Source organism: Bradyrhizobium sp. SZCCHNR2028 (assembly GCF_032380995.1).
In the GTDB taxonomy this organism is placed as follows: Bacteria; Pseudomonadota; Alphaproteobacteria; order Rhizobiales; family Xanthobacteraceae; genus Bradyrhizobium.
This window is the reverse complement of sequence record NZ_JAUHJF010000001.1, coordinates 420,555-445,820: the sequence shown is the minus strand read 5'-3', so window position 1 is coordinate 445,820 and position 25,266 is coordinate 420,555. Positions and strand designations below refer to the sequence as shown.

The following is a 25,266-nucleotide window of genomic DNA, read 5'->3' as shown; positions in this document are numbered from 1 at the left end:
GGGAGGCAATGGCGCTGTCGGCGCAACGCAGGTCGCGCAGCTCCCCCAAGGCAGCATATTGGAAGACGGCTGTTCTCGCGTGCCACCGCGAGCGCGCGATCCGCAAGTCCCGTCGACGTGTCCAAGCGAGCCTGGCGGCAGGGCGATGACCTAACCTCCGTCTCGAAGCTTCGGCTCAAGCCGCCTCTGCCACCGGTTCCGATCCATCGCCAGAGGCGCCGCGCGCCGCTGTGCTGCCGGATGACAGGCCACGTCCTTTCACCAGACCGAAGATGGCGGGGATCACGATCAGAGTGAGCAGAGTCGATGAGATCATGCCGCCGATCATGGGGACGGCGATGCGCTGCATGATCTCGGAGCCCGTACCATTGCTCCACATGATCGGAAGCAGACCCGCCATGATGGCGACCACGGTCATCATCTTCGGCCGGACGCGCTCGACGGCGCCCTCCATGATCGCGTCCTGGAGATCGCGCCGGGTCAAGGGCGCGCCCTCAGCGGCCCGCCTGGCTTTCATCTCGGCGAGCGCGTGGTCGAGATAGATCAGCATCACGACGCCGGTCTCAGCGGCCACGCCGGCGAGTGCAATGAAGCCGACCGCGACGGCGACCGATAGATTGAAGCCGAGCCACCACATCATCCAGATGCCGCCCACCAGCGCGAACGGCAGCGACAGCATCACGATCAGGGTCTCCGTCATGGCCCTGAAGTTCAGATAGAGCAGCAGGAAGATGATGGAGAGCGTCACGGGGACGACGATCTTGAGGCGGGCAGCGGCCCGCTGGAGATATTCGTACTGGCCGCTCCAGACCACGTAGGTGCCGGCTGGAAACTGGATGTTCTCGGTGACGGCGTGCTGCGCGTCGGCGACGTAGCTGCCGATGTCGCGATCGCGGATGTCGACATAGATGTAAGTTGCAAGCTGTCCGTTCTCGGTCCGGATCGAGGTGGGTCCCCGGACCGGCTCGATCCTGGCGACCTCGCCGAGCGGCACGGCGCCGCCGGCCGGCATCGGCACCAGGACATCGTCGGCGATGGCCTTCGGATTGTCGCGGAGATCGCGCGGATACCTCATGTTGACCGTGAAGCGCTGGCGGCCCTCCACCGTGGTGGTGACCGTCTGGCCGCCGAGCGCAGCCGCGATCGTATCCTGGACGTCCTGGACCAGCAGGCCGTAACGGGCGAGCGCCTCGCGGTCGGGTGTGATCTCGAGGTAGTAGCCGCCGATGCCGCGCTCGGCATAGGCCGAGGACGTTCCGGGGACGGTCTTGATGACCCGTTCGATCTGCTTTGCCAGACGATCGATCTCGGTCAAATCAGTGCCCATCACCTTCACGCCGATCGGCGTGCGGATGCCGGTCGAGAGCATGTCGATGCGGGCCTTGATCGGCATCGTCCAGGCGTTGGAAACGCCGGGGAATTGCAGCGCCTTGTCCATCTCGGCGATCAGGCTGTCGATCGTGACGCCAGGGCGCCATTGATCCCTCGGCGTGAGGTTGACGACCGTCTCGAACATCTCGATCGGCGCGGGATCGGTTGCGGTCGCCGCCCGCCCGGCCTTGCCGTAGACCGAAGCGACCTCCGGGAACGATTTGATGATGCGGTCCTGCATCTGCATCAGCTCCGCGGCCTTGGTCACGGAGATGCCGGGCAGGGTCGTGGGCATATAGAGCAGCGTGCCCTCGTTCAAGCTGGGCATGAACTCGGTGCCGAGCTGGCGCGCCGGCCAGATGGAGATCGCGAGCACCGCGACCGCGGCGAGGATCACGATCGTCTTGGCCCGCAGCACGCCCTTGATGACGGGCCGGTAGATCCAGATCAGCAAGCGGTTGATGACGTTGCGGCGCTCGGGAATGATTCTGCCGCGCACGAAGATCACCATCAGCGCCGGCACCAGCGTGACCGACAGCAGCGCGGCCGCCGCCATCGAGAACGTCTTGGTGAAGGCGAGCGGGCTGAACAGCCGGCCTTCCTGCGACTCCAGCGTGAAGATCGGCATGAACGACACGGTGATGATCAGGAGGCTGAAGAACAGGGCAGGGCCGACCTCCGCGGCCGCGTCGATCAGGATTTGAACACGCGATTGGTCGGGCTTGGCCCGCTCGAGGTGCTTGTGGGCGTTCTCGATCATGACGATCGCGGCATCGACCATGGCGCCGATCGCAATCGCGATGCCGCCCAGGCTCATGATGTTCGAGCCGAGCCCGAGCAGTTTCATCGCGCCGAACGCCATGAGCACGCCGACCGGGAGCATCAGGATCGCGACCAGGGCGCTGCGGACGTGCAGCAGGAAGACGACGCAAACGAGGGCGACGACGATGCTCTCCTCGAGCAGGGTGTGCTTGAGCGTGGCTATGGCGGCATAGATCAGGTTCGAGCGGTCGTAGACCGGAACGATCTCGACCGATTTTGGCAGACTGCTCGCGATCTCATGCAAGCGCTTCTTGACGTTCTCGATGACATCGAGCGCGTTGACGCCGAAGCGCTGCAGCACGATACCGCTGGCGACTTCGCCCTCGCCGTTGAGCTCGGCAATGCCGCGCCGCTCGTCCGGACCGAGCTCGACGGTTGCGACGTCGCGCAGCAGCACCGGCGTGCCGCCGGACGTCTTCAGCACGATGTTGCCGAGGTCGTTTATATTCTTGATGTAGCCCTTGCCGCGGATGACGTATTCGAACTCCGAGAGCTCGACGGTGCGGCCGCCGACATCGGCATTGCTGGCACGGATCGCGTCGCGAATCTTCTGCATGCTGACGCCGCGATCGCGCATCCGCTGCGGATCGAGAACGACGTTGTACTGCTTGACGAAGCCGCCGATGCTCGCGACCTCGGCGACACCTTCGGCCTTGGCCAATGCGAATTTGAGGGTCCAGTCCTGGATCGTGCGGGCGTCGGCGAGGTTCAGCTCCTTCGACATGACGGCGTATTGATAGACCCAGCCGACGCCGGTGGCGTCGGGGCCGATCGTGGGTGCAATTCCCGCCGGTAGCCGCGACGCTGCGCTGTTCAGGAATTCCATCACGCGCGAGCGTGCCCAATAGATGTCGGTGCCGTCCTCGAAGATGACGTAGACGAACGACACACCGAAGAACGAGAAGCCGCGCACGACCTTCGACTTCGGCACCGTGAGCATGGCCGTGGTCAGCGGATAGGTGACCTGATCCTCGATCACCTGCGGCGCCTGACCGGGATATTCGGTGTAGACGATGACCTGTGTGTCCGACAGATCGGGGATCGCGTCGAGCGGCAGATGAATGAGCGCGTAGAATCCGGCGGCTGCGGCGAAGCCGGTGCCGAACAGGACCAGCAGGAGATTGCGCGCGGACCAGGCGATGATGCGGGCGATCATTTGTGCGCTCCCATCCCGGCGTGATCGGCGTTGGCGGGCTGCTGTTCAGCTGCTTCGGCAAAGCTCTTCAACGCGGCCTTGAGGTTGCTCTCGGCATCGATCAGGAAGTTGGCTGACGTGACGACCGCCTCGCCTTCCGACAGACCGTCCCGCACCTCGACATAGCCAGCGCCGTGGCGACCGAGCTTGACGGCGCGCGGCTCGTAGCGGCCGTCGCCCTTGTCGATCAGGACCGCCTGGCGGCTGCCGGTGTCGAGCACGGCCTCCGCCGGCACAGCCAGCACCGGCGCCGGGGCTGCGGTCTCGATCTCGGCATCGACATACATGTCAGGCAGCAGCGCGAGGTCCGGATTCGCGAGCTCGATCCGCACCCGCGCCGTCCGCGTGTCCTTGTTCACCTGGGGATAGATCACCGCGATCGCGCCAGCGAAGGTCCGCCCCGGGAAGCTGCGCGCGCGGATCATCACGGGCTGACCCACCGCGATGCTGCCGAGGTCGCGTTCGGCGACGTCGACGAGGGCCCAGACCAGCGAGATATCGGCGATGCGGAACAGTACGTCGCCCGGATTGGCACGCATGCCTTCGATCGCATTGCGCTCGAGCACGATGCCGTCGCGCGGTGCCGACCATTGCACCGTCACGGGGGCGACGTGCGACTTCTCCATGGCCGCGATGACCGGCTCCGGCACGTCCAGATTGGTCAGCCGCTGGCGCGAGCCGCGGCCATAGGCGGCATTGCCGCCGACGATGTTGGAATTGATGGTGGAGAGATATTCGGCGGCGGCCGCCGCGATCGCCGAGCTATAGATCTCCATCAGCGGCTGGCCCGCTCTGACGCGCGTGCCGGTCGTCACGTCGGCGATCTTCTGCACGAAGCTTTCGGCGCGCATCGCGATCACGGAGATGCGCCGCTCGTCGAGCTGGATGGTGCCCGGCGCCTTCACCGCGACGTGGAGCGTGCGCCGCTCGACCGGCGTTGACTTCACGCCGCTGCGCTGGATCTTGCCGGGCGACAGCTTCACCACGCCGTCGTCGGCCTCGTCGCCGTCGTAGACGGGAACGTAGTCCATTCCCATCGGGTCCTTCTTCGGAGTGGGAGACGTGTCCGGCAGGCCCATCGGATTGCGGTAGTAGAGAATCTTGCGTGAGGAGTCCGCCTGCTGCTTCGGCTTGGCCGGCTCCGGCCCCGCTTGATCGTCGTCGTAGACGGGCAGATAGTCGCGCCCGCGATCGTCCTTCCTGGGGGTCGCCGACCAAGCGGGGGCACCGCTTGGGTCGCGATAGTACAGCGGCATCCGATCCGCCGCGGCGGCGGCAAGAGGGGCGCGAAACGACGGAGGCGTGGTCTGGATGGATACGAGCCCACCCAAGCCGAGGCCAGCACCGACCGCAATGGTCGCGAGCAGACGCAACGTGTTCATGGCATCACCGTGAGGCGCGCTGGGCGCGCGCTATCCGTTGGGAGACTGGGGCGCTCGTCGGGAGCGCCCCGCGAAGCTCACTTCGTCGCCTTGACGATGACCTTGCCGGTGACCGTCTCAGGCTCGCCCTGCACCTTGGCGGACAGCGTGACCTGGTAGCGCCCGGCCATCGGCAGGTCGGTCTTGAAGGCGTAGACGCCCGGTTCCTTCGACGGCAGCGGCGCCACGTCCGACACCATGTCGGCCATCCCGTCGGGAGCCATGTCGACGCGCGTCTTGAAGATGACCGCGTCGGCGACCGGCTTGCCGGTCTGCTTGTTGGTGAGACGAATGGCGACCGTGACATCGTCGCCCTTCTTCATCTCCGGAGTGACCGGCTCGAACGTGTAGTCAGTCACGCCTGCCAAGGCGGCTGATGTGGCAAGCGAAAGGGTGGCGGCGAACGCCGCGATGCTAAGTCTGGAAAGCATGGTCCTGTCCTCATGAATGGATCTCGGCCGTGGCGCCGATGGCGCGCAGGCATGCGCGCGTCGGTACGAGATCAGACTCGAGGAGGCCGGAAAGGAGGACTGCCGCTATCGACGGAGGCCACTTGGTCGGCAGGAAGTGCCAGCGTGGTCGCCGCGATGGCGAGTGGAGCGACGACGATGGTCCTGATATCGCCGAGCGCAACCGTTCCGCCGGCGCAGCAGAAACCCATCCCACATTTGTCGCCGTGTGACGGGGAACTCGTCCCCTTCATGTCGTCAGGACAGCACTCGTCCATCGACATGTCGGCGCCATCGCCCATGGCCATGCTTGCCTGCATGTCGTTCGACGACATTGCGACCGCCGCCGTCGATGCGCCAATCGGCAGCATCGCCAGCGAGAGGGCGATCGCGAACGCCAGGATGGTCCGAACAAGCCGCATCAGGATCCGAGTTTGCCTTGGCCGCAGCATACCCTACTGCGCTTCCGGAGGCAGTCCTTGAGACGGGTCAAACTGCGCCATCGCGGACGCGATGGCTGCCAGGGTCGACGTCATCGACCCCGATATACCCCCATGGGGTAGATTCCGCAAGCGGGTGTGAATGCCCGGGCGAGCCGGGCATGACGACCGAAAGTCTGGTGAATTCCTGCCATTCCGGCGCGCGCCCGGTTTGAAGCGATGGTTCCGGCAGGAGTCGCGCGGGGCACATGCCAACGTCAATCAAACCAATTCTTGTAGATCGCCTGGTAGCTGCCGTTCTCGGTCGAGATGTGCAGCCACTGATCCACGAACGCCTTCAGGGCGACGTCGCGCTGCAGCCAGTAGGCCTTCTCGGAGAAGTCGAACGGCTTCTCCGGGTGGATGGCGCAGAGCACGCCGGGATGCAGCTTCTGCTGATAGCGCGTCTCGGAGGCATCGGTCATCATCAGGTCGGCGTCGCCCTTGGCGATCTCCTCGAAGATCGTGACGTTGTCGGTGTGGACGCGGATGTCGGCGGCCTTGACGTTGGCGCGGGCGAAGCGCTCATTGGTGCCGCCGGGGTTGACGACGACGCGGGTGCCCGGTCTGTCGATGTCGGCCAGCGTCTGGTATTTCGACGTGTCCGAGCAGCGAGCGATCGGCGTCTTGCCCTCGCGCATGATCGCGGTCGAGAAGTAGCCCTTCTTCTGGCGGTCGAGCGTGATCGACACGCCGCCCATGGCGACGTCGAACTTGTCGGCCTCGAAATCCTTCATCAGTTGCGGCCAGCTGGTCGGCACGAACTCCACCTTGACGCCGAGCGCCTTGCCGAGCGACTCGGCCATGTCGACGTCGAAGCCGGAGAATTTGCCGGTCGCCTTGTCGAGATAGGTGAAGGGCTTGTAGTCGCCGGTCATGCCGACCCGCAAGCTACCGCGCTGCATGATCTCGTCGAGGCGCGAGGCCTGCTCGGCGGCCGCCGGGACGGCAAGGCTGCAGACGAGGACGAGCCCAGTCAGAACGGACAGCGGACGATCGAAGAACCCCATGATGCGACACCTCGGCTTGAGTGGGACGAGGTTCTTCTTATACGAAGCGGTGTCGCGGGACGAGGGGCAGAGGCGGCTGTCGTACCGTTCGGAGCGGCTCACGGCCGCCGCCGGCGGTCGATGCTGGTCCACCAGGCGATGCCGCGCATCGTTCAACGATGCGGGGCGACCGAGCGCTAGGTCCGGCCGGGTCCTACCGGAGCAAACGCACCCTTGCCGGTCATCTCGTTCTTCAGCGCCTCGAAGCGCTCTGCCGCCTCGTGCGCACGGGTGTCGACCATGTCGATGGCGGCTTCGGCCGTCATCGGGCCGCTGCTGACGGCGATCGAGGTCGGCCCGACGGTCTCGTCGACGTAGTAACCGTCTTCGCCGCGCCGCGCGGTCCAGCGGAAGCGGATTGCAGAGATCGGGCCGGGCCCGATCTTGGTGTAGCCGTCGGCCTGATCGAACGAGACCACCGTGCCTGCGGCCTTCTTGGCGGGAGAGTTGGGAGCAGGCGCGGCCGCCCGGTTGTCACGCTTCGCAGACTCCGGCTTGTCGAGGATGCTCGCTATCGTTGCGAGCGCGTGCTCCGTCGCAACACTCATGATCGCCTCTGTTCCTACTGACGCGCGCAAACGCCGACGCCAATAGCTATAGTTGTAGCGAAATCTGGGCGAGATGCAATAATGCGTTCAAAATTGGGCGACAAAGCGGTGGACGAATATCCCGAGGAGTGCAGGAGGGCCCGTGCTCCAAAGGTGGATGGCCGGGACGGAGCCCGGCCATGACCATTCACGTACTGAGCAGATCTATCAGCGCGAGTCGGCGCCAGCCCGCGACTCAGAGCACGTCCTGATTGATCACGTTCTGCCGAATCGGATCGCCGTCGAGCACACTCAGGATGTTGCGCGCGGTCTGCTCGCTCATGCGGTCGACGGCCTCGCGGGTGACGCCGGCGACGTGCGGCGCCATGATCACGTTGGGCAGCGCATGCAGCGCGTGGCCGACCGGCGGCGGCTCCTGCTCGAACACGTCGAGGCCGGCGCCGGCGAGGCGGCCGGACACCAGCGCGTCGTACAGCGCTGCCTCGTCGATCAGGCCACCGCGCGCGGTGTTGATCAGATAGGCGGAAGGCTTCATCAGCCGCAGACGCGCTGCATTGAACAGGCCGATGGTCTCCGGCGTCTTCGGGCAGTGGATGCTGACGAAATCGGCGCGCGGCAGCGCGGCGTCGAGGTCGGTCACCGGCTCGCAGCCGGCGGCGGTGATGTCGGCGGCCGGCTTGTAGGGGTCGTAGACCAGGACCTGCATCTCCATCGCCAGGCAGCGCTTGGCGGTGCGGGTGCCGATGCGGCCGAAGCCGATGATCAGCACGGTCTTGCCGTACAGATCGAACGGCAGCACACCGAGCCGCGCGCCCCAGGTGCCGTCCCTGACCATCGCATGCATCTCGTTGGCGCGCTTGGCCAGCGTCAGCATCATGAACAGCGCTTGCTCGGCGACCGACGGCGAATTCGCGGTGCCCGCGACCATCAAGGGCACCTTGTGGCGGCTCAGCGCCGGCACGTCGACCGCGTCGAAGCCGACGCCGATCCGGGTCACGACCTTCATGTCGCCGGCAGCGACGAGCTCCGGCTCGCCGAACCGGGTCGCACCGAGGGCGACGCCATGCACCGGGGCATGGGAGGTGAGCAGCGCAGAAAAGTCCGCCGCCGAGATCATGTTGGGGAACTCGATCATCTCGACGTCGTCGCGCGCCGCGAGCAGCGCGCGTCCCTTGGCCGAGAAGGATTCCGTGACGAGGATCTTGTTCTTGTTGGTTGCCGTCCTGGTGGTCATATCCTGCCCTTGAAGCTTCTTGTGCTCGTCAGATCACGAGCCCGGTCGCCTCGTTTAGCAGGTGCATGTTGTTGAGGTCCATTGCCATGCGCAGAGGGCTGCCATCCCGCGCGCCGGCGTTGGGGTTGACCCGCCCGCAGACCGGCGTCTCGTTGAGGGTGAAGTAGACCAGCGTCTCCATGCCCATCGGCTCGGTGACGTCGAGCAGCGCCTCGAACGGCTCAATCCCAGGCTCCGCATGCGGCTTGGTCTCGGTGATGTGCTCCGGCCTGATGCCGAGCAGCAGCGGCTCATTTCGCGACACGGATTGATAGCGCGCGGCGCGCGCCGGCGGCAGCGGAAAGGCGATGCGGTCGGTGAGGCGGATGTGGAGCCGGCCATTGGCCTCCTCGAGCCGGCACGGCACGAAGTTCATCGCGGGCGAGCCGATGAAGCCGGCGACGAAGCGTGTCGCCGGATTGTGGTACAGCTCGTTCGGCGTGCCGATCTGCTCGATGCGGCCCTTGTTCATGACCACGACACGGTCGGCCAGGGTCATCGCCTCGACCTGGTCGTGGGTGACGTAGACCGTCGTGGTACGGACCTTCTGGTGCACCTTCTTGATCTCGATGCGCATCTGCACGCGCAGCTTGGCGTCGAGGTTTGACAGCGGCTCGTCGAACAGGAAGACCTTGGGATTGCGCACGATCGCACGGCCCATCGCCACGCGCTGGCGCTGGCCGCCGGAGAGCTGCTTGGGCTTGCGGTCGACGAGGTCGGCGATATCCAGCATGCGCGCGGCCTCCGCCACGCGGCTCTTGATCTCGGCCTTCGGATAGTGCTTCAGACGCAGCCCGAACGACATGTTCTCGGCCACCGTCATGTGCGGGTAGAGCGCGTAGTTCTGGAACACCATCGCGATGTCGCGATCCTTCGGCGGCACGTCGTTGACGACGTCGCCGCCGATGGTGATGTCTCCGTCGGAGATGTCCTCGAGCCCTGCGATCATCCGCAATGTCGTCGACTTGCCGCAGCCGGACGGGCCGACCAGCACGACGAACTCGTGGTCGGCGATATCGAGATCGATGCCCCTGACCGCCTCGACGTCGTCATAACGCTTCACGACCTTGCGCAAGCTCACTTCAGCCATGTGTGGTCAACCCCCGTCATCAGCCCTTGGTCGCGCCGGCCGTGAGTCCGGCAATGTAATAGTCCATCAGGAACGCGTAGATGATCAGCGGCGGCGCCGCGCCAAGCAGCGCGCCGGTCATGATCTGTCCCCAGTTGAAGACGTCGCCCTTGATCAGGCTCGTGACGATGCCGACCGGCAGCACCAGTTGGTCGGTCGAGGTCGTGAACACCAGCGGATACAGGAACTGCGCCCAGGAGACGGTGAAGGCAAAGATCGTCGCGGCGATCAGGCCGGGCAGGGCGACGGGAATGAAGATCCGCGTCAGCGTCTGCAGCCAGGAGGCGCCGTCGATGATGGCGGCTTCGTCGAGCTCCTTCGGGATCGACGCGAAATAGCCGATCATGATCCAGGTGCAGAACGGCACCGTCAGCGTCGGATAGATGAACAGCAGCACGTACCAGCGGTTGATCAGCTGGATGCCCGTGACGTCGCCGATCAGCGCGAACATCTTGAACAGCGGGATGAACAGCAGGCTGTCCGGAATCAGGTAAGTCAGGAACACGCCGGTCGCGAGCGTGGCCGAGCCCCAGAATTTCATTCGCGACAGCGCGAACGCCGCGGGGATGCTGATCAGCATGGTGATGATCACGACGACGATCGAGACCATGGCCGAGTTGAAGAAGAAGCGCATGAACTGGTTCGAGGTCAGCAGCTCGAGATAGTTCTCCAGCGTCGGGTGGAACACCCACCACGGATTGGTCGCCGCGGAGATCTCCGCGCTGCCCTTCAGCGAGGTGATCAGCATGTAGAGCGGCGGCACCAGCGAGAAGATCGCGAACAGCGTCAGGAAGAAATACGACCAGCGCAACGCCCAGGCGCGGTCGCGGCTCATCGAGCCATATTTGACGGCACGGGTCGGGCCGGCCTTGTCGATCGTGACGGTGCTCATCAGGATTCGTTCCCCCGCTTGTTGACGTCGCGCAGGATGAAGATGGCGGCCACCGCCAGGATCGGCACCATGAACAGCGAGACGCTGGCGCCGAGCGGAATGTCGCTGCCCTCGATGCCGACGCGGAACGCCCAGGTCGCGAAGATGTGCGTCTTGTCGAGCGGGCCGCCGGCGGTGAGGATGCGGACGATGTCGAAATTGGCGAACGTCACGATCAGCGAGAACAGCGTCGTGATGGCGATGATGTTGCGCATCATCGGCAGCGTCACGTACCAGATGCGCTGCCACCAATTGGCGCCGTCGATCGCCGCGGCTTCGTAGAGCTGCTCAGGAACCGATTTCAGCGATGCCAGGTACATAATCATGAAGAACGGCGCGCCGTACCAGATGTTCACCAGGATCACCGAGAACCGCGCCCAGGCGGCGTCGCCGGTCCACGGGATCGGGCCGATGCCGAAGAAGGCGAGCGTGTAGTTGAAGGCGCTGTAGGACGGGTCGAACAGCCACAGCCACGCCAGCGTGCTCATCGCCGGCGGGATCACCCAGGGTACCAGCAGCATGCCGCGCCATTTGCGCTGCCCCTTGGCGGGGATGTTGTGCACGAAATGCGCGACGATGAAGCCGATCAGCGCCTTGAACACGACGGCGGTGATCGCGAAGATGCAGGACTGCTTGACGACCAGCCAGAACGTGTCGCGCTTGAACAGGAACTCGAAATTGCCGAAACCGACGAAGCGCTGCATCGACTTGTTCAGCGTCGCCAGATGCACCGAATACAGGGCGGGATAAACGACGAGGAGCACGATCAGCAGGATCAGCGGCAGCGTCATCAGGAAAGCGGCGGTCGATTTCCGCTTCAGCGCCCTGTGCAGACCATTGCGGCGGGCCGCGCGAGGGCGGGCGACGGCGTTTTCACCGATGGCGGCATCAACCATGAAAAAGGGCTCCTCGTGATGTCCCCCGCGACGGCGGGGTCCTCACTGGATGGGGAACACTGACAAGGTGAAAGGAGGCGGCCCGCCTGCTGAAGCGGACCGCCGGCGTTGCTTCAACATGCCTCAGCTGCGCATGAAGCCTTCGCACTCGCCTTCGGCCCAGGCGAGGGTCGATTCCATCTTCTCGCCCTGGGCGTAGCGCAGGCACATCTTGGTCATCGTTGCCTGCGCATAGATCTGCTGCGCGATCTTGGGCGGAGCAGGGGAGGCTGCGATCGACAGCGTCTGGTGATTGTAGGGGTTGGGATAGTGATAGAGCGTCCCCTTCGGCGGGCCCTCCTCCTGCCACACCTTGAGCGTCGTCAGCTTCTGATAGGCCGGCAGATCGTAGCCGCCGCTCGCCACCACCATCTTCTCGATCGATGACGGCTTCGACAGGTGCACGATCAGGCTCTTGGCGGCCTCCTTGTTCTTGGAGAACGACCAGATGCTCCAGAAGTAGGGCAGGAACGGCGCGAAGCGGCCCTTGGGGCCGGCCGGGAAGCCGTGGGTCCAGCACTGCTCGGCAATCTGCGGCGCGTCGCGCTTGGCCACCGCCCAGGCGCTCGGCGGATTCATGATCATCGCGCCCTTGCCCGAGACCAGCCATTTGTTGTTCGATGCGTCGTCCCATGAGGCGACATCCGGCGGCAGTGCCGCGATCAGCCGCTTGTAGAACTCGAGCGCCTGGCGCACGGCATCCGTCTTCACCGTGACATCGCCCTTGGCATTCACCAGCTCGGCGCCATACGCCTGGAAGAACGCGCCGGCGGAGTCCACGCTATCGGTGGTTTCGCCGAGCCCGATGCCGAACGGCACGCCAGCCTTCTGGCAGGCCTCCGCCGCTTTCAGGAAGGTCTCTGTGGTCCAGCTGTCGGCCTTCGGTGGAGAGCCGGCCGGATACAGCTCCTGCACGTCGATGCCCGCATGCTTCTTCATGAGATCGATGCGGGTGCAGGGGCCCTTGATCTGACTGCCGACGCAGGCCGGCACGGCGAGCCATTTGCCGCCGGACTGTCCGAGATATTTGACGGTGCCGTTGACCTCGCCATTCTCCTGGATGATCGGCCCCATGATGTCGTTGACCGGCTCCAGCAATTCGGCATGCGCATGCGGCCACCAGGTCGGCATAGCGATCAGATCGTGGCCGGACTTCGCGGCGCCCTCGGCGGCGATCGTCAGCTCGATCTTCTTGCCCTGGCTGGTGATGTAGTCGATCTGGACCTCGACCTTCTCCTTGGCGGCCCACTCGTTGACGAGATCGGTCGAGGCCTGGTTGGCGCCCGGAACCCAATGGTCCCAGAAGCCTATCGAGAGCTTGCCGGCGGCGTAGGCACCGCGCACATAGGGCGCGGCAATCATGACCGCCGAGGTGGCAGCGGTCGCAGCAACGAATTGTCGACGGTTCAGCTTCCTCCGTGACATGGCGTTCCCTCCCTGGTGAGCCAAGCATTCTGTCAATGCGAATCCGATTTGTTAGTTGTTGCGTCGCGTCATGCGCGCATGGATTTCGCTTGGGTGCAATCAGAGCAGAATTGCGAGCGGCTGTCGAGAAAGCAGGTGAGGCGAATCCTTGAACTAATGGCGGGCACAATTCGTCGCAGGTCCGTAACTGATTGCATCGCAGCGCTGAGCGCTGCAGTGCAAGGCGCGTCCCCGGCAGAGCAGGAAGCAGAGCAGGAATCAGTCTAGCCGAACGCGTTCGATGCATCGCACTGCATGCGGCCGATGGACTTGCGCGTTGCGGCAACGATAGAATTCGTTGGAATCATGGCCGTCACGACCAGCGACTGCGCGCGACGGTCGGACGTGTTGCACGGAGCCTGAACTGATGATGACGAGCCCCGCCGGCATTTGGCGCCGGTCTTTCCGGTGCATCGCAATAGGAGTGTCAATAGGCCTCATCGGCCTGGCGGGCCTGCCGCGTCAGCTTGGCGCGCAGGGCCTGTTCAAGGGCGTCGAGCAGGGCGCGCGCGAAGGCAACAGGGCGGCGGGCCCGGTCGGCGGTGTGCTCGGCGGCGCGATCGGCGGTGTCGTCGGCGTGGTTACCGGCGTGACCGGGGCGTTCACCGGCAACAGCGGCCAGCAGAGTACGCAGCCCGAGGCACCGCCGGCCGAGGGCAGGAAGGCGAAGCCTTCCAAGGCGACGAAGACGAGCAAGGTCGCCAAGGCGACGCCGATGTTGACGCAGCCGGGCGTCCCGCAACTCACGGCCGAACAGATCGTCGCCAACAGCGACAGCAATATCGAGCGCCTGAAGACCGGGCTGAACCTGACGGAAGAGCAGGCGAAGAACTGGGGTCCGTTCGCCGACGCGATGCACGCGCTCGGCCGCAACGGCGCGGATCGACTCGAGCTGCGCATCGCGCGGTCGAAGCGCGATCCGCCGGATGACATCGTCGAGCAGATGCGCAACGAGGCTCAGTTCCTGGTCGATCGTGCCGCCGACCAGCGCGCGGTGGCCGACACGTCGGAACCGCTGTTCACCAGCCTCGACGACAAGCAGAAGCAGATCTTCATCGACGAGATGGTGCGCCTGAGTCGCGAGCGCGGACTGGACTAGCTCAACGGAGCTGGCGTCGTCGGGGCTGCGCCCGTTGGCAGCAGTGGCGCCTGCGGCGTGCCGTGACGCATGACCACCGCGGTCGCGCCGGGTCACGGTACACTAGTACCCTAAGAATGGCAATTGGTCGCGTTGACGGCATGGTCGGGAGAAAGCAGGCTCCGCGGCATGCACATTTATCGGGCATGAGCGGGCACGGCTCGCGCAACGTGCCGGCCACCATCGCTGCCTCTGCAACCGAATTGCGATGCAGGTTTGATGTACATTGCAATTGTATTACATGGAGAGCCGGAGCCGGCAGGGCGGCCTTCGCAGGCGTGCTGAATCGCAGCAGCGATCGGGCGGCAGACGATCAGCAGGCCGTTCGGCTCGATTTCTTGGAGGATTATTGTTGTCGAGAGTGCGACTGCGCCGGTGGATCGAGAACCGATTGGGGATTGGCACCGCCAGCACCGAAAGCCGCCTCGATGCGGACGTGAAACGCTTCGTCGATGCGCTGCAAGCGGAGTTGGTCGCTGCGAAGGACGAGTCCGAGCGGTACAGGCGCATCACCGAAGAGAGGGGCGTGATCATGGGCCGCCTGCGCGACGAGCGCGACGGCTACAGGCTGGAGTGGGAGGCGGCGTCCGCGGAGCTTCGCCGGCTGGCGCGTAAGCGCCTGGCCGTGGTCTCGGACAATGGAGCGACGCGCCCCTCCGGCAATGGCCGCGACGCGGCCCTGAGGAATTCTCCACCTTCCACGCTGCGGGTGCTGTGCGTCGGCACCGGCCGGGACGGCACGACGTCGCTGACGCGGATGATGCAGGAGGTGTTCGACAACCAGGGCAACGGCGACAGGGCCGTGCACGAATGGGCGTCGAGCGAGCTCAATGAGCTGTTCTGCCAGCTCAAGGAAACCAACGATCCCAGCTTCGCGGATCAGATTCGTCAGACGATCCTCGATTGCCCCCATGCTTGCGTCGTCGGCAACGGCTACGCGGCCGTGCTGCCGATCATCGCCGAGCTCCTCGGCGATCAGGTCACGCTGGTGCATCTGCGCCGGCGCGACCGGGCGGCGTGCATCGCAAGCTTGGTGGAGAATGCCGAGCTGTCGCCGCAGAACCACCTCTACTACGCCGATTCGCCGGCCGCGCGTCGCAAGCGTCCGACCGCTTTCCACTTCGGAGAGATGTCGAGGCAGCAATGGATGGATCTGTCGCTGGCCGACAAGTTCGGCTGGTACTACGACAAGACCCACGCCTTGATCGAACGCTACAAGAGCCTGTTCCCGAACACGCTCTCCGTCGATACCGAGGATCTCAACGCGGACAACGTGCGCCTCGCGCTGGCCCAAGCGGCCGGCAGTGCCGAGGCGCCGCGAGCCTTCCACGTCAACCGGTTCGTCGATCTGCGCCATGTGCCGCCCGATCGGCGCAGCTTCGTGCAGCGGTTGCTCGGCCAGCTCGATGTCCAGAAGCTCGCCCATGACGACCTGTACGGGCTGCGGCAGGTCCTCAACGAGATGGTCTATCATCTCTCGCATTTTCCCGACGCGGCGCCGGGCGCGCTGGATGAGCTGCGTTGGACGCTCAGCGAGATGCACGGCCTTCTCGACAACCGCATCCGCGACGTTCGCGAACTGATGGAGCGGGTCGGCGTGCCCTCCGAGACCGCCGGCGCCGTGAACGGCCACCGCGCGCCGCAGGCAAGCCATGGCGCGCACCCTGGTCGTTGACCGGACGCGCAGCTCTGAGCAGCGGGGCTGCGGGCGCGCTCGCCAGCGTTGTGCGCGGCCAGCCGATCCATCGGGTCCCGGATCAGCGGCAAGTTCGGGGACGTGGAAGGAGACTTGGCGGAAGGGGTGGGATTCGAACCCACGGTACCCTTGCGGGCACGCCGGTTTTCAAGACCGGTGCCTTAAACCACTCGGCCACCCTTCCATCCGGCATCGTCTCCGGAACGGCGATACCCGCGCCATGACGGCGCGGTAGCGACGCGATCCTTGTTTAGGGTGCTGGCTTGCGGCTCGTCAACGGCGCATTCACGCCTGCCCGAACGGCATCAGCTCAAAGCCCGCGGCTTAGCGGAGTGCGAAAACCATCAGACCCGAGCACAACACTGCCGTGCTCAGCGCTGCCAGGGCGAGAAAGCTGCTCGAAAGCAAGTCCGGACGTCCAACGTCTTGACGTCGTAGGTATGGGTATCGCATGGGCCACCTTCTACAGCTGGGCTGCCGGTCCGACCTCACGTCGATCGGAAGAAGCGGAGGACCGGACGAAGAGCGGTCTGAAAGATCTGTTGGTCGAAACTGCCGGCTTCAGGGATGTTCCTGAAGTGTCGTTATTGAAGCGGACGAAATCTTTGAAGCGGACGAGAGCCGACCATGACGTCGGCTGTCCGATCCGTCCGGAATCAGGCCCGCGAGCGGACCCCTTCAAACGCATGAGCAAGGAAGATCCCGGCGCCAACCAAGCCCATCACTGCCGTCATTGCTTCGATCATAGCGAACACACCCTGTTGCGCCCCACGTGAAGCAAACGACGTGCAGCCCTGCACAGTCAAAATGATTCAGGTCCCGGGAAATGAGAACACTCTCAAGTGAGGATTTCACGCAACATATGTGTCCAAAAAGGTGCACTCGCAACGAGGAGGCGGGGCGGAGCGCACGCTTAGGCGGCTATCGTCCTCCGGAAAGCTCCGGTTAACCACGGCGGGGCCTACCCCATTTCCGCCGTGTTCGGGTTGCGTTATCCTTGTGCGTTGAGTTGCGGGGGACGCGACTCGCGGGGACAAGCGCGCGGCGCGCGGGGCTGATGGGATGGCCCGGCTGCGACCGGCACATTGGTAATTGGGGTCGATGGGGATTGGTCAAACAGATCCGGTCGAGAGAGCGGTGCGCAGTGCCGTCGCCGTCCTCGCCTGCCTGATGGTCGCGAACTGCGCCTCGTCCAACAAGTTCGCCAGCAAGGTCGATCCGAAATACGGCGTGTCGTCGAGCCCGCGCGTCGTCGGATTCGGCGAGCCGGTGCCGAAGGGCGGCGGCGTCTACCGCATCGGCAAGCCCTACACCGTGGCCGGCAAGACCTACGTCCCGGAAGAGGACGCCAACTACCGCGCCGAGGGCATGGCGTCCTGGTATGGCGATGATTTTCACGGCCGCCTGACTGCCAATGGCGAGGTCTTCGACATGACGTCGCTGACGGCCGCCCATCCGACATTGCCGCTGCCGAGCTACGCCCGCGTCACCAATCTCGCCAACGGCAAATCGCTCATTGTCCGCATCAATGATCGCGGGCCATACCACGGCAACCGGCTGATCGACGTCTCCAACAAGGCGGCCGATCTGCTCGAGTTCAAGGGCAACGGCATCGCCAAGGTGCGGGTGGAGTATGTCGGCCGCGCCCCGCTGGAGGGCTCCGACGACGTCCAGTTGATGGCGACCTTGCGCACGGGCATCCCGGCGCCGGCACCGTCCCTGGTGCGCGTCGCCTCGGCCAGGCCGTTCGTGCCCGAGATGGGCACAGGCCGTCCGATTCGCGGCGAGATCCCGCTGCCCGAAGGGCGCCCCTATACGCTCGGCAACGGCTCGGCTGATCTCGCCTCGATCGGCGCGACCTCGGAAATGTCGGCGTCCAGCAGGACGCGGGGCCGCAACCTCGAGAACCCGCGCGCTGTGTCCTACGACCAGGACGGCCGCTACGTCTCGCAGGGCAGGGCAGAGCCGAACGACGGCGCCAACGAGGCGCGCGACATCATGAGCGGCCGCGGGCTGTACTGAACTCCGCCAAGCACGGCTTGTTCACGTGAACCGCCCCATGCCGGGGCGGTTTTGATTCCGGCGATCAGCAAAGCTTTATTGGGCCGAGAACGGCACGCGCGCTCTCGCCGAGTAGGTCCAGACGCGGGTGGTGCTGCCGATGCCGCCCAACTCGGCGCCGAGCCCGACGCTGGCGCCGCCCTGAGTCCTGATGCCGAGACCGCCCGTGGCGCGCGCCGACCAGCCCTGCAGCAGCGGGGTCGAGGCCAGACCGGTGCCGCCGTTGGCGAGCGTGTTGGCATCCTCCTTGTTGAAGTAATAGTCGCCATACATTCCGACGAACGGCGTCAGCACGATGCCGCTGTCGAACCAGGCCACCGGGTAGGCGGCTCTCAGGCCACCGGAGGCGCGGCCGCTGGCGAAGTCATTGGTGCCCTGCCGGGTGCCGAGCGAATCGGTATACGCATTCTGGTGCTCCCACAGCGCGTAGACCTTGGCCGAGGGCTCGAGCAGGAAGCCATAGGCCTTGTACATGCCCGTCAGTCCCGTCGACGCCATCCAGCGCTCGCCGTTGAAATTGCCCTGCGCCGTCCCGGCCGTGCCGTTATAGCCAATGCCGGAATAGGCGACCGTCGCATCGTAGCGGAGTGTCGGCAAGATCTTCCAGCCGAGATAGGCGCCAACCGTCCAGCCGTCTCCCTTGAGCTTCCCGTTGATATCCTGCTCGGTATAGCTGAAGGTCTCATACCCGCCGAGCACGCCGATCAGGACATTCGGCGTCGCCTTGTAGGTCAACCCCATCAGCGCGTTGAGCTGCTGGCCGTAGAGCGAGGTTTGGCTTGCCTGAGTGACACCGAACGCGCTGGTCGTGCTCCAACGGTCGATGTTGGTGCCACGCACATCGGCCCAGAGCAGCCACTGCTTGTCCTCGTGCCACTTTGGCAACGCCTTCTCCGGCGTCTGCTGGTCGATCGCTGCGAAGGCATTGTCGATGCGCGACCGGCCACGGGCGGATCTGCCGCCCGGGCCGGGGTTTCCGCCACGGTCTGTAAAGGCGCTGCTGCCCGAATTGGCCGAGCTCGGGACCGCCGCGGCGTCGTCCTGGTCCCGCGGGTCAGCCGAGAAATTGAAGCGCATGCGGCCGTTGCTGGGCGTCACGAACGCGCCGCCATCGTTGAAGCCATCAGCGATGGCATCGTCGATCGCCCCGGAAATGGCCTGGCCTGAGTTCTGCGCCACCATCTTGGTGACGTTGAGCTGCAACGCGCGAAGCCTGACGCTGTCGAGCGGAACGTTCACGGTCTGCGCAAGGCCGGGTGAGGTGCTCGCCGCAAAGGTTGGGCTGCCGGTATAGCTTGCGATGATGGTGTGGCTGCCGACCGCCAGCGCGGATGTGGTGAAGGCCGCAACGCCGCCGCTCAGCGTCGCTGTTCCGATCGGTGTGCCGTTGTCGCTGAACGTCACCGTGCCCGTCGGCGTTCCACCCGACCCTGTGACCGTTGCCGTGAACGTCACGGGTTGACCGCCCTGGCTCGGGTTCTGCGACGAGCTCAGGGTTGTCTGCGTCGTCGCCGACAAATAGGTGAACCGGTCCGCGACTGAGGTCGCGGACGTCTGCCCGTTGTTGGTCACGGTCACATCGACCGCCCCGGTGCCGGGGGGCGAGGTGGCCGTAATCGAGGTCGCGGAATTGACGGTGTAGCTCGCCGCATTGACGGCGCCGAACTTCACGCCTCCCGCACCGGTGGTGCCGGCGAGGCCGGTGCCGGTGATGGTGACCGTGGCGCCGCCGGCCGCGGGGCCTGACGTCGGCGAGATCGATGTCACGGTGGGCGCGCCGATATAGGTGAACTGGTCAGCCGCCGAGGTCGGCGAGGTGCCGCCGGCGGTGGTGACCCTGACGTCGACCGTACCGGTCCCCGCTGGCGAGGTCGCGGTGATCGAGGTGGCCGAGTTGACCGTGAAGCCGGTCGCGGCGGTGGCGCCGAAATTCACCGCGGTCGCCCCCGTGAAGCCGGTGCCGGTGATGGTGACCGAGGTGCCGCCGATCCCAGGTCCGGAGGTTGGTGCGACCGAGGTGACGGTCGGAGCTGTCGTATAAGTGAATTGATCGGCCGCAGAGGTGGCCGAAGTGCCGCCCGCGGTGGTCACCCTCACATCGATCGTGCCGGTGCCGGCGGGCGCGGTCGCGGTGATCGAGGTGGCCGAGTTGACCGTAAAGCCTGTCGCCGGCGTCGCACCGAAATTCACCGCTGTGGTGCCCGTGAAGCCGGTGCCCGTAATGGTCACCGACGTGCCCCCCGCCAACGGCCCGGCAGTCGGCGCGATCGACGTCACGGTCGGTACCGGCGAGTAGGTGAACTGATCGGCGGCCGACGTCGCCGAGGTGCCGCTCGGGGTGGTCACGCGGACGTCGACGGTGCCGGTCCCCGCCGGTGAGGTCGCCGTGATCGAGGTGGCCGAATTGACCGTGAAGCCGGTCGCCGGTGTGGCGCCGAAATTGACCGCGGTCGCCCCTGTGAAACTGGTGCCGGTGATGGTCACCGAGGTGCCGCCGGCGACAGGCCCGGATGTCGGCGAAAGCGAGGTCACGGTCGGCGGGCCGATGAAGGTGAACTGATCGGCTGCCGACGTCGCCGAGGGGCCGCCCGCGGTGGTGACGCGGACGTCCACTGTGCCGGTCCCAGCGGGCGAGGTCGCGGTGATCGAGGTGGCCGAGTTGACGGTGAAGCCGGTCGCAGGCGTCGCGCCGAAATTGACAGCGGTGGCGCCGGTGAAGTTCGTGCCTGTGACGGTCACCGTGGTGCCGCCAGCCGCCGGACCTGACGTCGGCGAGATCGAGGTGACGGTCGGTGCGGGGATGTAGGTGAACTGGTCGGCCGCAGAGGTCGCCGAGGTGCCGCCCGCGGTGGTGACGCGCACGTCGACGGTGCCGGTCCCGGCCGGCGAGGTCGCCGTGATCGATGTGGCCGAGTTGACCGTGAAGCCGGTCGCGGGCGTGGCGCCGAAATTCACTGCCGTTGCGCCGCTGAAGCCGGTGCCGGTGATCGTCACCGAGGTGCCGCCGGCACCAGCGCCCGATGTCGGCGAGATCGAGGTCACCGTCGGTGCTGCGACATAGGTGAACTGGTCAGCGGCACTGGTTGCCGACGTTCCACCGGCGGTCGTGACGGTCACGTCGACCGTGCCGGTGCCGGCCGGTGAGGTTGCCGTGATCTGGGTGGCCGAGTTGACCGTGAAGCCGGTTGCAGGCGTCGCGCCGAAATTGACCGCCGTCGCCCCGCTGAAGCCGGTGCCGGTGATCGTGACTGACGTGCCACCGGTTGTCGGACCTGCGGTCGGCGAGATCGAGGTCACGGTCGGCACGGCGGCATAGGTGAATTGATCCGCCGCCGAGGTCGCCGAGGTGCCGCCTATCGGAATCGTCACCCGGACATCGACCGTACCGGTCCCAGCGGGCGAGGTCGCGGTGATCGAGGTGGCCGAATTGACCGTGAAGCCGGTCGCAGGCGTGGCGCCGAAATTGACCGCGGTGGCGCCGGTGAAGCCGGTGCCGGTGATGGTGACCGTCGTGCCGCCGGCCACCGGCCCCGAGGTCGGCGAGATCGAGGTGACGGTCGGTGCGGGGATGTAGGTGAACTGGTCGGCAGCCGAGGTGGCCGAGGTGCCACCGGCTGTCGTGATGCGGACGTCGACTGTGCCCGTTCCCGCTGGCGAAGTCGCGGTGATCGAGGTCGCCGAGTCGACCGTGAAGCCGGTCGCCGGCGTGGCGCCGAAATTGACCGCGGTGGCGCCGCTGAAGTTGGTGCCGGTGATGGTCACCGTGGTGCCGCCGGCGCCGGGACCCGAGGTCGGCGAGATCGAGGTCACGGTCGGTGCGGGAATGTAGGTGAATTGATCGGCGGCAGACGTGGCCGATGTTCCGCCCACAGTGGTGACGGTAACATCGACGGTGCCAGTCCCGGAGGGCGACGTCGCGGTGATCTGGGTGGCAGAGTTGACCGTGAATCCGGTCGCAGCCGTAGCGCCGAAATTCACCGCGGTCGCGCCGCTGAAGCCGGTGCCGGTGATGACGACAGATGTACCGCCGGAGCCGGGGCCCGATGTCGGCGCGATCGACGATACCGTGGGCGCGGCCACATAGGTGTATTGATTCGCCGCCGCCGCCTGGGATGGCGCGCCATTGGTGACCGTCACATTGACGGTGCCCGCCGACCCGGCCGGCGCGACCGCCGTGATCTGGGTGTTGGAGTTGACCACGTAGCTCGTCGCATTGTTCGAACCGAACTTCACGCCGCCGGCGCCGGTGGTCCCCGTGAATCCAGTGCCGGTGATGACGACCGAGTTGCCGCCCGCGGTCGGGCCGGAACTCGGTGACAATGCGGTGACGGAGAGGCTGGGCGTGACGTTCGAGAGCGAGATGGTCAGGCCACTATCGGTGGTGCCGAACGTGCCAGTGCCAACATCAGTCGTCGACGAATAGTTCAGAATGATCGTGTCGGAGGTCGTCGGCGGCGCCGTCGTCATCGTCAGATTATAAGTTACGTAGTAGGCATTGCCGTTATTGGGATCAATCGTCTCTATCGGCGTGATCGTGTAGACGCCCCCATTCGAACCAGCGATCGATGCGGACGTGTCGGATCCGGCCCCTGTAATCGGGAAACCAGTATTTGTGTCAGTTCCGCACGCATTGTACAGGCCGCTGTTGGCGATTCGATTGTATTGTGTGCCCGTTTTCGGCACGAGCGTCGCGCCGGGACCGGTGGCGCCATTGACGCTGAATGTGATCTGCGAGTTCAGCTGAATGCTCGTCGAAACCGTCAATGCGGACACTGCCGTGCAATTGGCAGCCCAGGCGTCACTTGCAGCAATGGATACGAGGCCCACGACTGCCGAGACCACTGCCGAGACGACGGCGTAGCGCCGCGCGCCGGCTTTGCCGGGCCGGGAGGCAGAGGCTGTCGCATGGGAGGACGGGCGTGCCGGCGGTCTGTCGAGCGAGAAGCCGAAAGCGTGGGCGAATGCGTACCCCATGGCACGGACCACCATCCAGATCCCGGCAGTGAGATTCACAACGCCCCCTCGCGGCCCATCCTCGAGCTGGACGATGCCGCTGCAAATTCTTTGATAAAAAATTCGACTGTTATCGTGTGTATTAGGTCTTTTGCGTGCATTAGGCCGTGACGGTGCGCGGCGAGCAAGCAGGCAGACGATTGTTCCCGGCAAAACCCAGCCATTGCGCGCGCTTTTCGACCATCAGTTGCAGCTCGGCAACAGGGCAGTGTGTGGTCGAACCGCCTAGGTCCGCCGCGCCTCCCGCGGCAGCACATCTTGCGCGGCAGCCGACTCAGCGGCGCTCGCTGCGCGAGCGACACCGCCAGAAGTTGTTGCTCGTGATGACTGCGCGTGCGGGCTTGACTGTGCCGGTTCCGCCCACTAACAATCTTTGCGAGCATATGCGTCGTGGCGCACTGCGTTTTTGACCCATCGCGCGTCGATATTCCGCGCTTCAATGACAAGGCGATCCATCGCCTGATGGAAGAGGGGGGAGCATGCCGTTACAGCCCATCCTGGGTCAGATCATGCCCTTTGCCGGCACGACGGTGCCGAGAGGGTGGGCGCTGTGCAACGGCGCGCTCCTGGCAATCCCGACCAATCAGGCGCTGTTTTCATTGCTCGGGACCTACTACGGTGGTGACGGCGTCAGGACGTTCGCGCTGCCCGACTTGCGCGGCCGTGCGATTCTCGGATCCACCGGCGGCAGCGGCACCTTTCCTGCCGGCATGACCAGCGGCACGGTTTCGGTGACCCTGAACGCACAGCAGCTTCCAAGCCATAACCACATCGTTTTGGCATCGACAGCGCAGGGAGCCGGACGAGGCGCTTCGGCGACCAACAATCTGTTCGGCACCAACACCATTCCGCCAGCCGGCCCAAAGTCTATTTTCGTGACCGCAGGCAGCGGCGAGGTGCCGCTGGCGCCGGGCACGAATGTCCTCAACGAAGGCGGCAATCAAGCTCATAACAACATGCAGCCGTACCTGGTCATCAACTACATGATTGCGCTCAACGGCGTCTTTCCGTCTCGCGACTGAGACTTCGACCGCGAAGCGTTCAGCTCCAGCAAACCGCTTCCATGATTGAGCTTTCCCGAACTGCGCTTCGTGAGAGGCGACACGTTCCCGACATTGATTTGCAATCGATACTTGAAAGGGACTTCGGCGATGTCAGACCCCTTTATCGGCGAAATCCGGCTGTTCGGGTTTCCACGGGTGCCGGATGGCTGGCTGGCCTGCAATGGACAAAGCCTGGCGATCGCACAATACGATACGCTCTATGCCATCATCGGCACCACCTATGGCGGCGATGGCGTGCAGACCTTCAATGCGCCCGATCTGCGCGGCCGGGTGCCGATTGGCCAGGGGCAGGGACCGGCTCTGCCGCTCTATGTGCTCGGCGAGATCGCCGGAGAGGACGGACACGTCCTGATCGAGAGCGAGATGCCCGCGCATAGCCACGCGCTGATGTCGTCGACCGTCACCGCGGAAACGCAGACGCCGGGTGCGACCGTTCACCTGGCGACGGCGTCGGCGGGAAATCTGTACGCGCCGGCAGCAGACGCTGCGCCGTATGAGACGATGGCGGCCGGCGTCGCGCTTGCAGGCAACAGTTTGCCGCACAACAACATCATGCCGACGGTCGTGGGCAACTACTGCATCTGCTTCGCCGGCATCTTTCCGTCATCGGGCTGATCGCGCCTCGTCCTACGCGCGTCGGCAGATTTCACGCTTCACTGGATTTGAGGAGAGACCACGTGTCGGACCCGTATATCGGCGAAATCCAGGCCTTCCCGTTTACCTTTGCTGCTCAGGGCTTCAACCAGGCTTGGCTGCCATGCTTCGGCCAGTTGGTGCCGATCCAGCGATTCACACCCCTGTTCGCGTTGATCGGCACCGCCTTCGGCGGCAATGGGACCAGCAATTTTCAACTGCCCAACCTCAGCGGCTGCATCACCAACAGTCAAGGCGACGGTCCGGGCCTTCAGCCACGCGTGATCGGCGAATCGATCGGGAGCAGCACGGTCGGCCTGATCACCAGTGAGATGGCGGCGCACACCCACGGTCTGCAGTTGGGGAGCAAGACGGCCGTAAATGCGGCGCCTGGTCCGGGAACGGCCGGGACCATGGCCGCCATCGATCCCATCTTCAATGGTTTCGTGCCGCTGCCGAGCACCACCACGCTCGCACCGAACGCCATGACGTTGACCGGGCAGGGCATTCCCCATGACAACACGCAGCCGACCCAGGCGCTGATCTGGTGCATCGCCTATGCCGGCATCTACCCGTCGTTCAACAACTCCTGACC

18 protein-coding genes and 1 tRNA gene are annotated in these 25,266 nt (G+C 65.1%); 6 read left to right on the top strand and 13 right to left on the bottom strand.

Features of this window, described 5'->3' with window-relative positions:
* Positions 1-175: 175 nt before the first annotated feature.
* From QX121_RS02020 to QX121_RS01970, 11 genes are all read right to left on the bottom strand, one after another.
* Positions 176-3,349 (bottom strand): efflux RND transporter permease subunit, encoded by a 3,174-nt coding sequence (locus QX121_RS02020; protein WP_315779887.1) that lies wholly within the window; start codon positions 3,347-3,349, stop codon positions 176-178.
* Positions 3,346-4,770 (bottom strand): efflux RND transporter periplasmic adaptor subunit, encoded by a 1,425-nt coding sequence (locus QX121_RS02015; RefSeq protein ID WP_315811038.1) that lies wholly within the window; start codon positions 4,768-4,770, stop codon positions 3,346-3,348. Before QX121_RS02015 ends, QX121_RS02020 begins: the two co-directional genes overlap by 4 nt.
* A gap of 77 nt (positions 4,771-4,847) precedes the next feature.
* The gene (locus QX121_RS02010; RefSeq protein ID WP_315779891.1) at positions 4,848-5,240 is read right to left on the bottom strand and encodes a FixH family protein; all 393 of its coding nucleotides are present in this window, start codon (positions 5,238-5,240) and stop codon (positions 4,848-4,850) included.
* Between the two features lie 71 nt (positions 5,241-5,311).
* Positions 5,312-5,680 (bottom strand): hypothetical protein, encoded by a 369-nt coding sequence (locus QX121_RS02005; protein WP_315811037.1) that lies wholly within the window; start codon positions 5,678-5,680, stop codon positions 5,312-5,314.
* A gap of 275 nt (positions 5,681-5,955) precedes the next feature.
* Positions 5,956-6,747 carry a transporter substrate-binding domain-containing protein gene (locus QX121_RS02000; protein ID WP_315811036.1) on the bottom strand — a complete coding sequence of 264 codons (792 nt, stop codon included), beginning with the start codon at positions 6,745-6,747 and terminating at the stop codon, positions 5,956-5,958.
* A gap of 176 nt (positions 6,748-6,923) precedes the next feature.
* Positions 6,924-7,334: a hypothetical protein gene (locus QX121_RS01995; RefSeq protein ID WP_315811035.1), complete on the bottom strand. Its 411-nt coding sequence runs from the start codon at positions 7,332-7,334 to the stop codon at positions 6,924-6,926.
* Between the two features lie 235 nt (positions 7,335-7,569).
* Positions 7,570-8,568, bottom strand: coding sequence for a hydroxyacid dehydrogenase (locus tag QX121_RS01990; RefSeq protein WP_315774759.1), 999 nt, complete (start codon positions 8,566-8,568; stop codon positions 7,570-7,572).
* Between the two features lie 28 nt (positions 8,569-8,596).
* Complete coding sequence (locus QX121_RS01985) at positions 8,597-9,697, bottom strand: sn-glycerol-3-phosphate ABC transporter ATP-binding protein UgpC (protein ID WP_315737943.1); 1,101 nt, start codon at positions 9,695-9,697, stop codon at positions 8,597-8,599.
* A gap of 19 nt (positions 9,698-9,716) precedes the next feature.
* On the bottom strand, positions 9,717-10,628 hold the full coding sequence (locus QX121_RS01980; protein ID WP_315757471.1) for a carbohydrate ABC transporter permease: 912 nt from the start codon (positions 10,626-10,628) through the stop codon (positions 9,717-9,719).
* Positions 10,628-11,563: a sugar ABC transporter permease gene (locus tag QX121_RS01975; RefSeq protein ID WP_315737945.1), complete on the bottom strand. Its 936-nt coding sequence runs from the start codon at positions 11,561-11,563 to the stop codon at positions 10,628-10,630. The genes QX121_RS01980 and QX121_RS01975 overlap by 1 nt, the downstream gene beginning before the upstream one ends.
* A gap of 123 nt (positions 11,564-11,686) precedes the next feature.
* Positions 11,687-13,027, bottom strand: a complete 1,341-nt coding sequence (locus QX121_RS01970) for an ABC transporter substrate-binding protein (protein WP_315737946.1) — start codon at positions 13,025-13,027, stop codon at positions 11,687-11,689.
* A 409-nt stretch (positions 13,028-13,436) separates the two neighbouring features.
* Here QX121_RS01970 and QX121_RS01965 point away from each other — a divergent pair, with 409 nt between their 5' ends.
* Together QX121_RS01965 and QX121_RS01960 are read left to right on the top strand one after the other, a co-directional pair.
* Complete coding sequence (locus tag QX121_RS01965; RefSeq protein ID WP_409999306.1) at positions 13,437-14,165, top strand: Spy/CpxP family protein refolding chaperone; 729 nt, start codon at positions 13,437-13,439, stop codon at positions 14,163-14,165.
* Between the two features lie 400 nt (positions 14,166-14,565).
* Positions 14,566-15,879: a hypothetical protein gene (locus QX121_RS01960; protein ID WP_315811034.1), complete on the top strand. Its 1,314-nt coding sequence runs from the start codon at positions 14,566-14,568 to the stop codon at positions 15,877-15,879.
* 115 nt (positions 15,880-15,994) lie between these two features.
* On the opposite strand, the gene QX121_RS01955 is transcribed toward QX121_RS01960, so the two are convergent.
* A tRNA-Ser gene (locus QX121_RS01955) sits at positions 15,995-16,084 on the bottom strand.
* Between the two features lie 917 nt (positions 16,085-17,001).
* On the opposite strand from QX121_RS01955, the gene QX121_RS01950 reads away from it, so the two are divergent.
* The gene (locus QX121_RS01950; RefSeq protein ID WP_315797417.1) at positions 17,002-17,922 is read left to right on the top strand and encodes a septal ring lytic transglycosylase RlpA family protein; all 921 of its coding nucleotides are present in this window, start codon (positions 17,002-17,004) and stop codon (positions 17,920-17,922) included.
* Between the two features lie 75 nt (positions 17,923-17,997).
* Here QX121_RS01950 and QX121_RS01945 read toward each other — a convergent pair whose 3' ends face one another.
* Complete coding sequence (locus tag QX121_RS01945) at positions 17,998-22,428, bottom strand: IPT/TIG domain-containing protein (RefSeq protein ID WP_315811033.1); 4,431 nt, start codon at positions 22,426-22,428, stop codon at positions 17,998-18,000.
* 1,025 nt (positions 22,429-23,453) lie between these two features.
* Here QX121_RS01945 and QX121_RS01940 point away from each other — a divergent pair.
* The 3 genes from QX121_RS01940 (at position 23,454) to QX121_RS01930 (ending at position 25,264) form a co-directional block, all read left to right on the top strand.
* A complete protein-coding gene (locus tag QX121_RS01940) occupies positions 23,454-23,996 on the top strand; it encodes a phage tail protein (protein WP_315797419.1) in 543 nt (180 codons plus the stop codon).
* Positions 23,997-24,125: 129 nt separating this feature from the next.
* On the top strand, positions 24,126-24,653 hold the full coding sequence (locus QX121_RS01935) for a phage tail protein (protein ID WP_315811032.1): 528 nt from the start codon (positions 24,126-24,128) through the stop codon (positions 24,651-24,653).
* Positions 24,654-24,715: 62 nt separating this feature from the next.
* Positions 24,716-25,264 (top strand): phage tail protein, encoded by a 549-nt coding sequence (locus QX121_RS01930; protein WP_315811031.1) that lies wholly within the window; start codon positions 24,716-24,718, stop codon positions 25,262-25,264.
* The last annotated feature ends 2 nt before the right edge of the window (positions 25,265-25,266 follow it).

Coding starts and splice junctions, on each gene's coding strand:
- QX121_RS01975 (WP_315737945.1), bottom strand. CDS start 11,563: ATGGTTGATGCCGCCATCGGTGAAAACGCCGTCGCCCGCCCTCGCGCG.
- QX121_RS01980 (WP_315757471.1), bottom strand. CDS start 10,628: ATGAGCACCGTCACGATCGACAAGGCCGGCCCGACCCGTGCCGTCAAA.
- QX121_RS02005 (WP_315811037.1), bottom strand. CDS start 5,680: ATGCGGCTTGTTCGGACCATCCTGGCGTTCGCGATCGCCCTCTCGCTG.
- QX121_RS01985 (WP_315737943.1), bottom strand. CDS start 9,697: ATGGCTGAAGTGAGCTTGCGCAAGGTCGTGAAGCGTTATGACGACGTC.
- QX121_RS02020 (WP_315779887.1), bottom strand. CDS start 3,349: ATGATCGCCCGCATCATCGCCTGGTCCGCGCGCAATCTCCTGCTGGTC.
- QX121_RS01965 (WP_409999306.1), top strand. CDS start 13,437: ATGACGAGCCCCGCCGGCATTTGGCGCCGGTCTTTCCGGTGCATCGCA.
- QX121_RS01970 (WP_315737946.1), bottom strand. CDS start 13,027: ATGTCACGGAGGAAGCTGAACCGTCGACAATTCGTTGCTGCGACCGCT.
- QX121_RS01995 (WP_315811035.1), bottom strand. CDS start 7,334: ATGAGTGTTGCGACGGAGCACGCGCTCGCAACGATAGCGAGCATCCTC.
- QX121_RS01940 (WP_315797419.1), top strand. CDS start 23,454: ATGCCGTTACAGCCCATCCTGGGTCAGATCATGCCCTTTGCCGGCACG.
- QX121_RS01990 (WP_315774759.1), bottom strand. CDS start 8,568: ATGACCACCAGGACGGCAACCAACAAGAACAAGATCCTCGTCACGGAA.
- QX121_RS01935 (WP_315811032.1), top strand. CDS start 24,126: ATGTCAGACCCCTTTATCGGCGAAATCCGGCTGTTCGGGTTTCCACGG.
- QX121_RS02010 (WP_315779891.1), bottom strand. CDS start 5,240: ATGCTTTCCAGACTTAGCATCGCGGCGTTCGCCGCCACCCTTTCGCTT.
- QX121_RS01950 (WP_315797417.1), top strand. CDS start 17,002: ATGGGGATTGGTCAAACAGATCCGGTCGAGAGAGCGGTGCGCAGTGCC.
- QX121_RS01945 (WP_315811033.1), bottom strand. CDS start 22,428: ATGACGACGGCGCCGCCGACGACCTCCGACACGATCATTCTGAACTAT.
- QX121_RS02000 (WP_315811036.1), bottom strand. CDS start 6,747: ATGGGGTTCTTCGATCGTCCGCTGTCCGTTCTGACTGGGCTCGTCCTC.
- QX121_RS02015 (WP_315811038.1), bottom strand. CDS start 4,770: ATGAACACGTTGCGTCTGCTCGCGACCATTGCGGTCGGTGCTGGCCTC.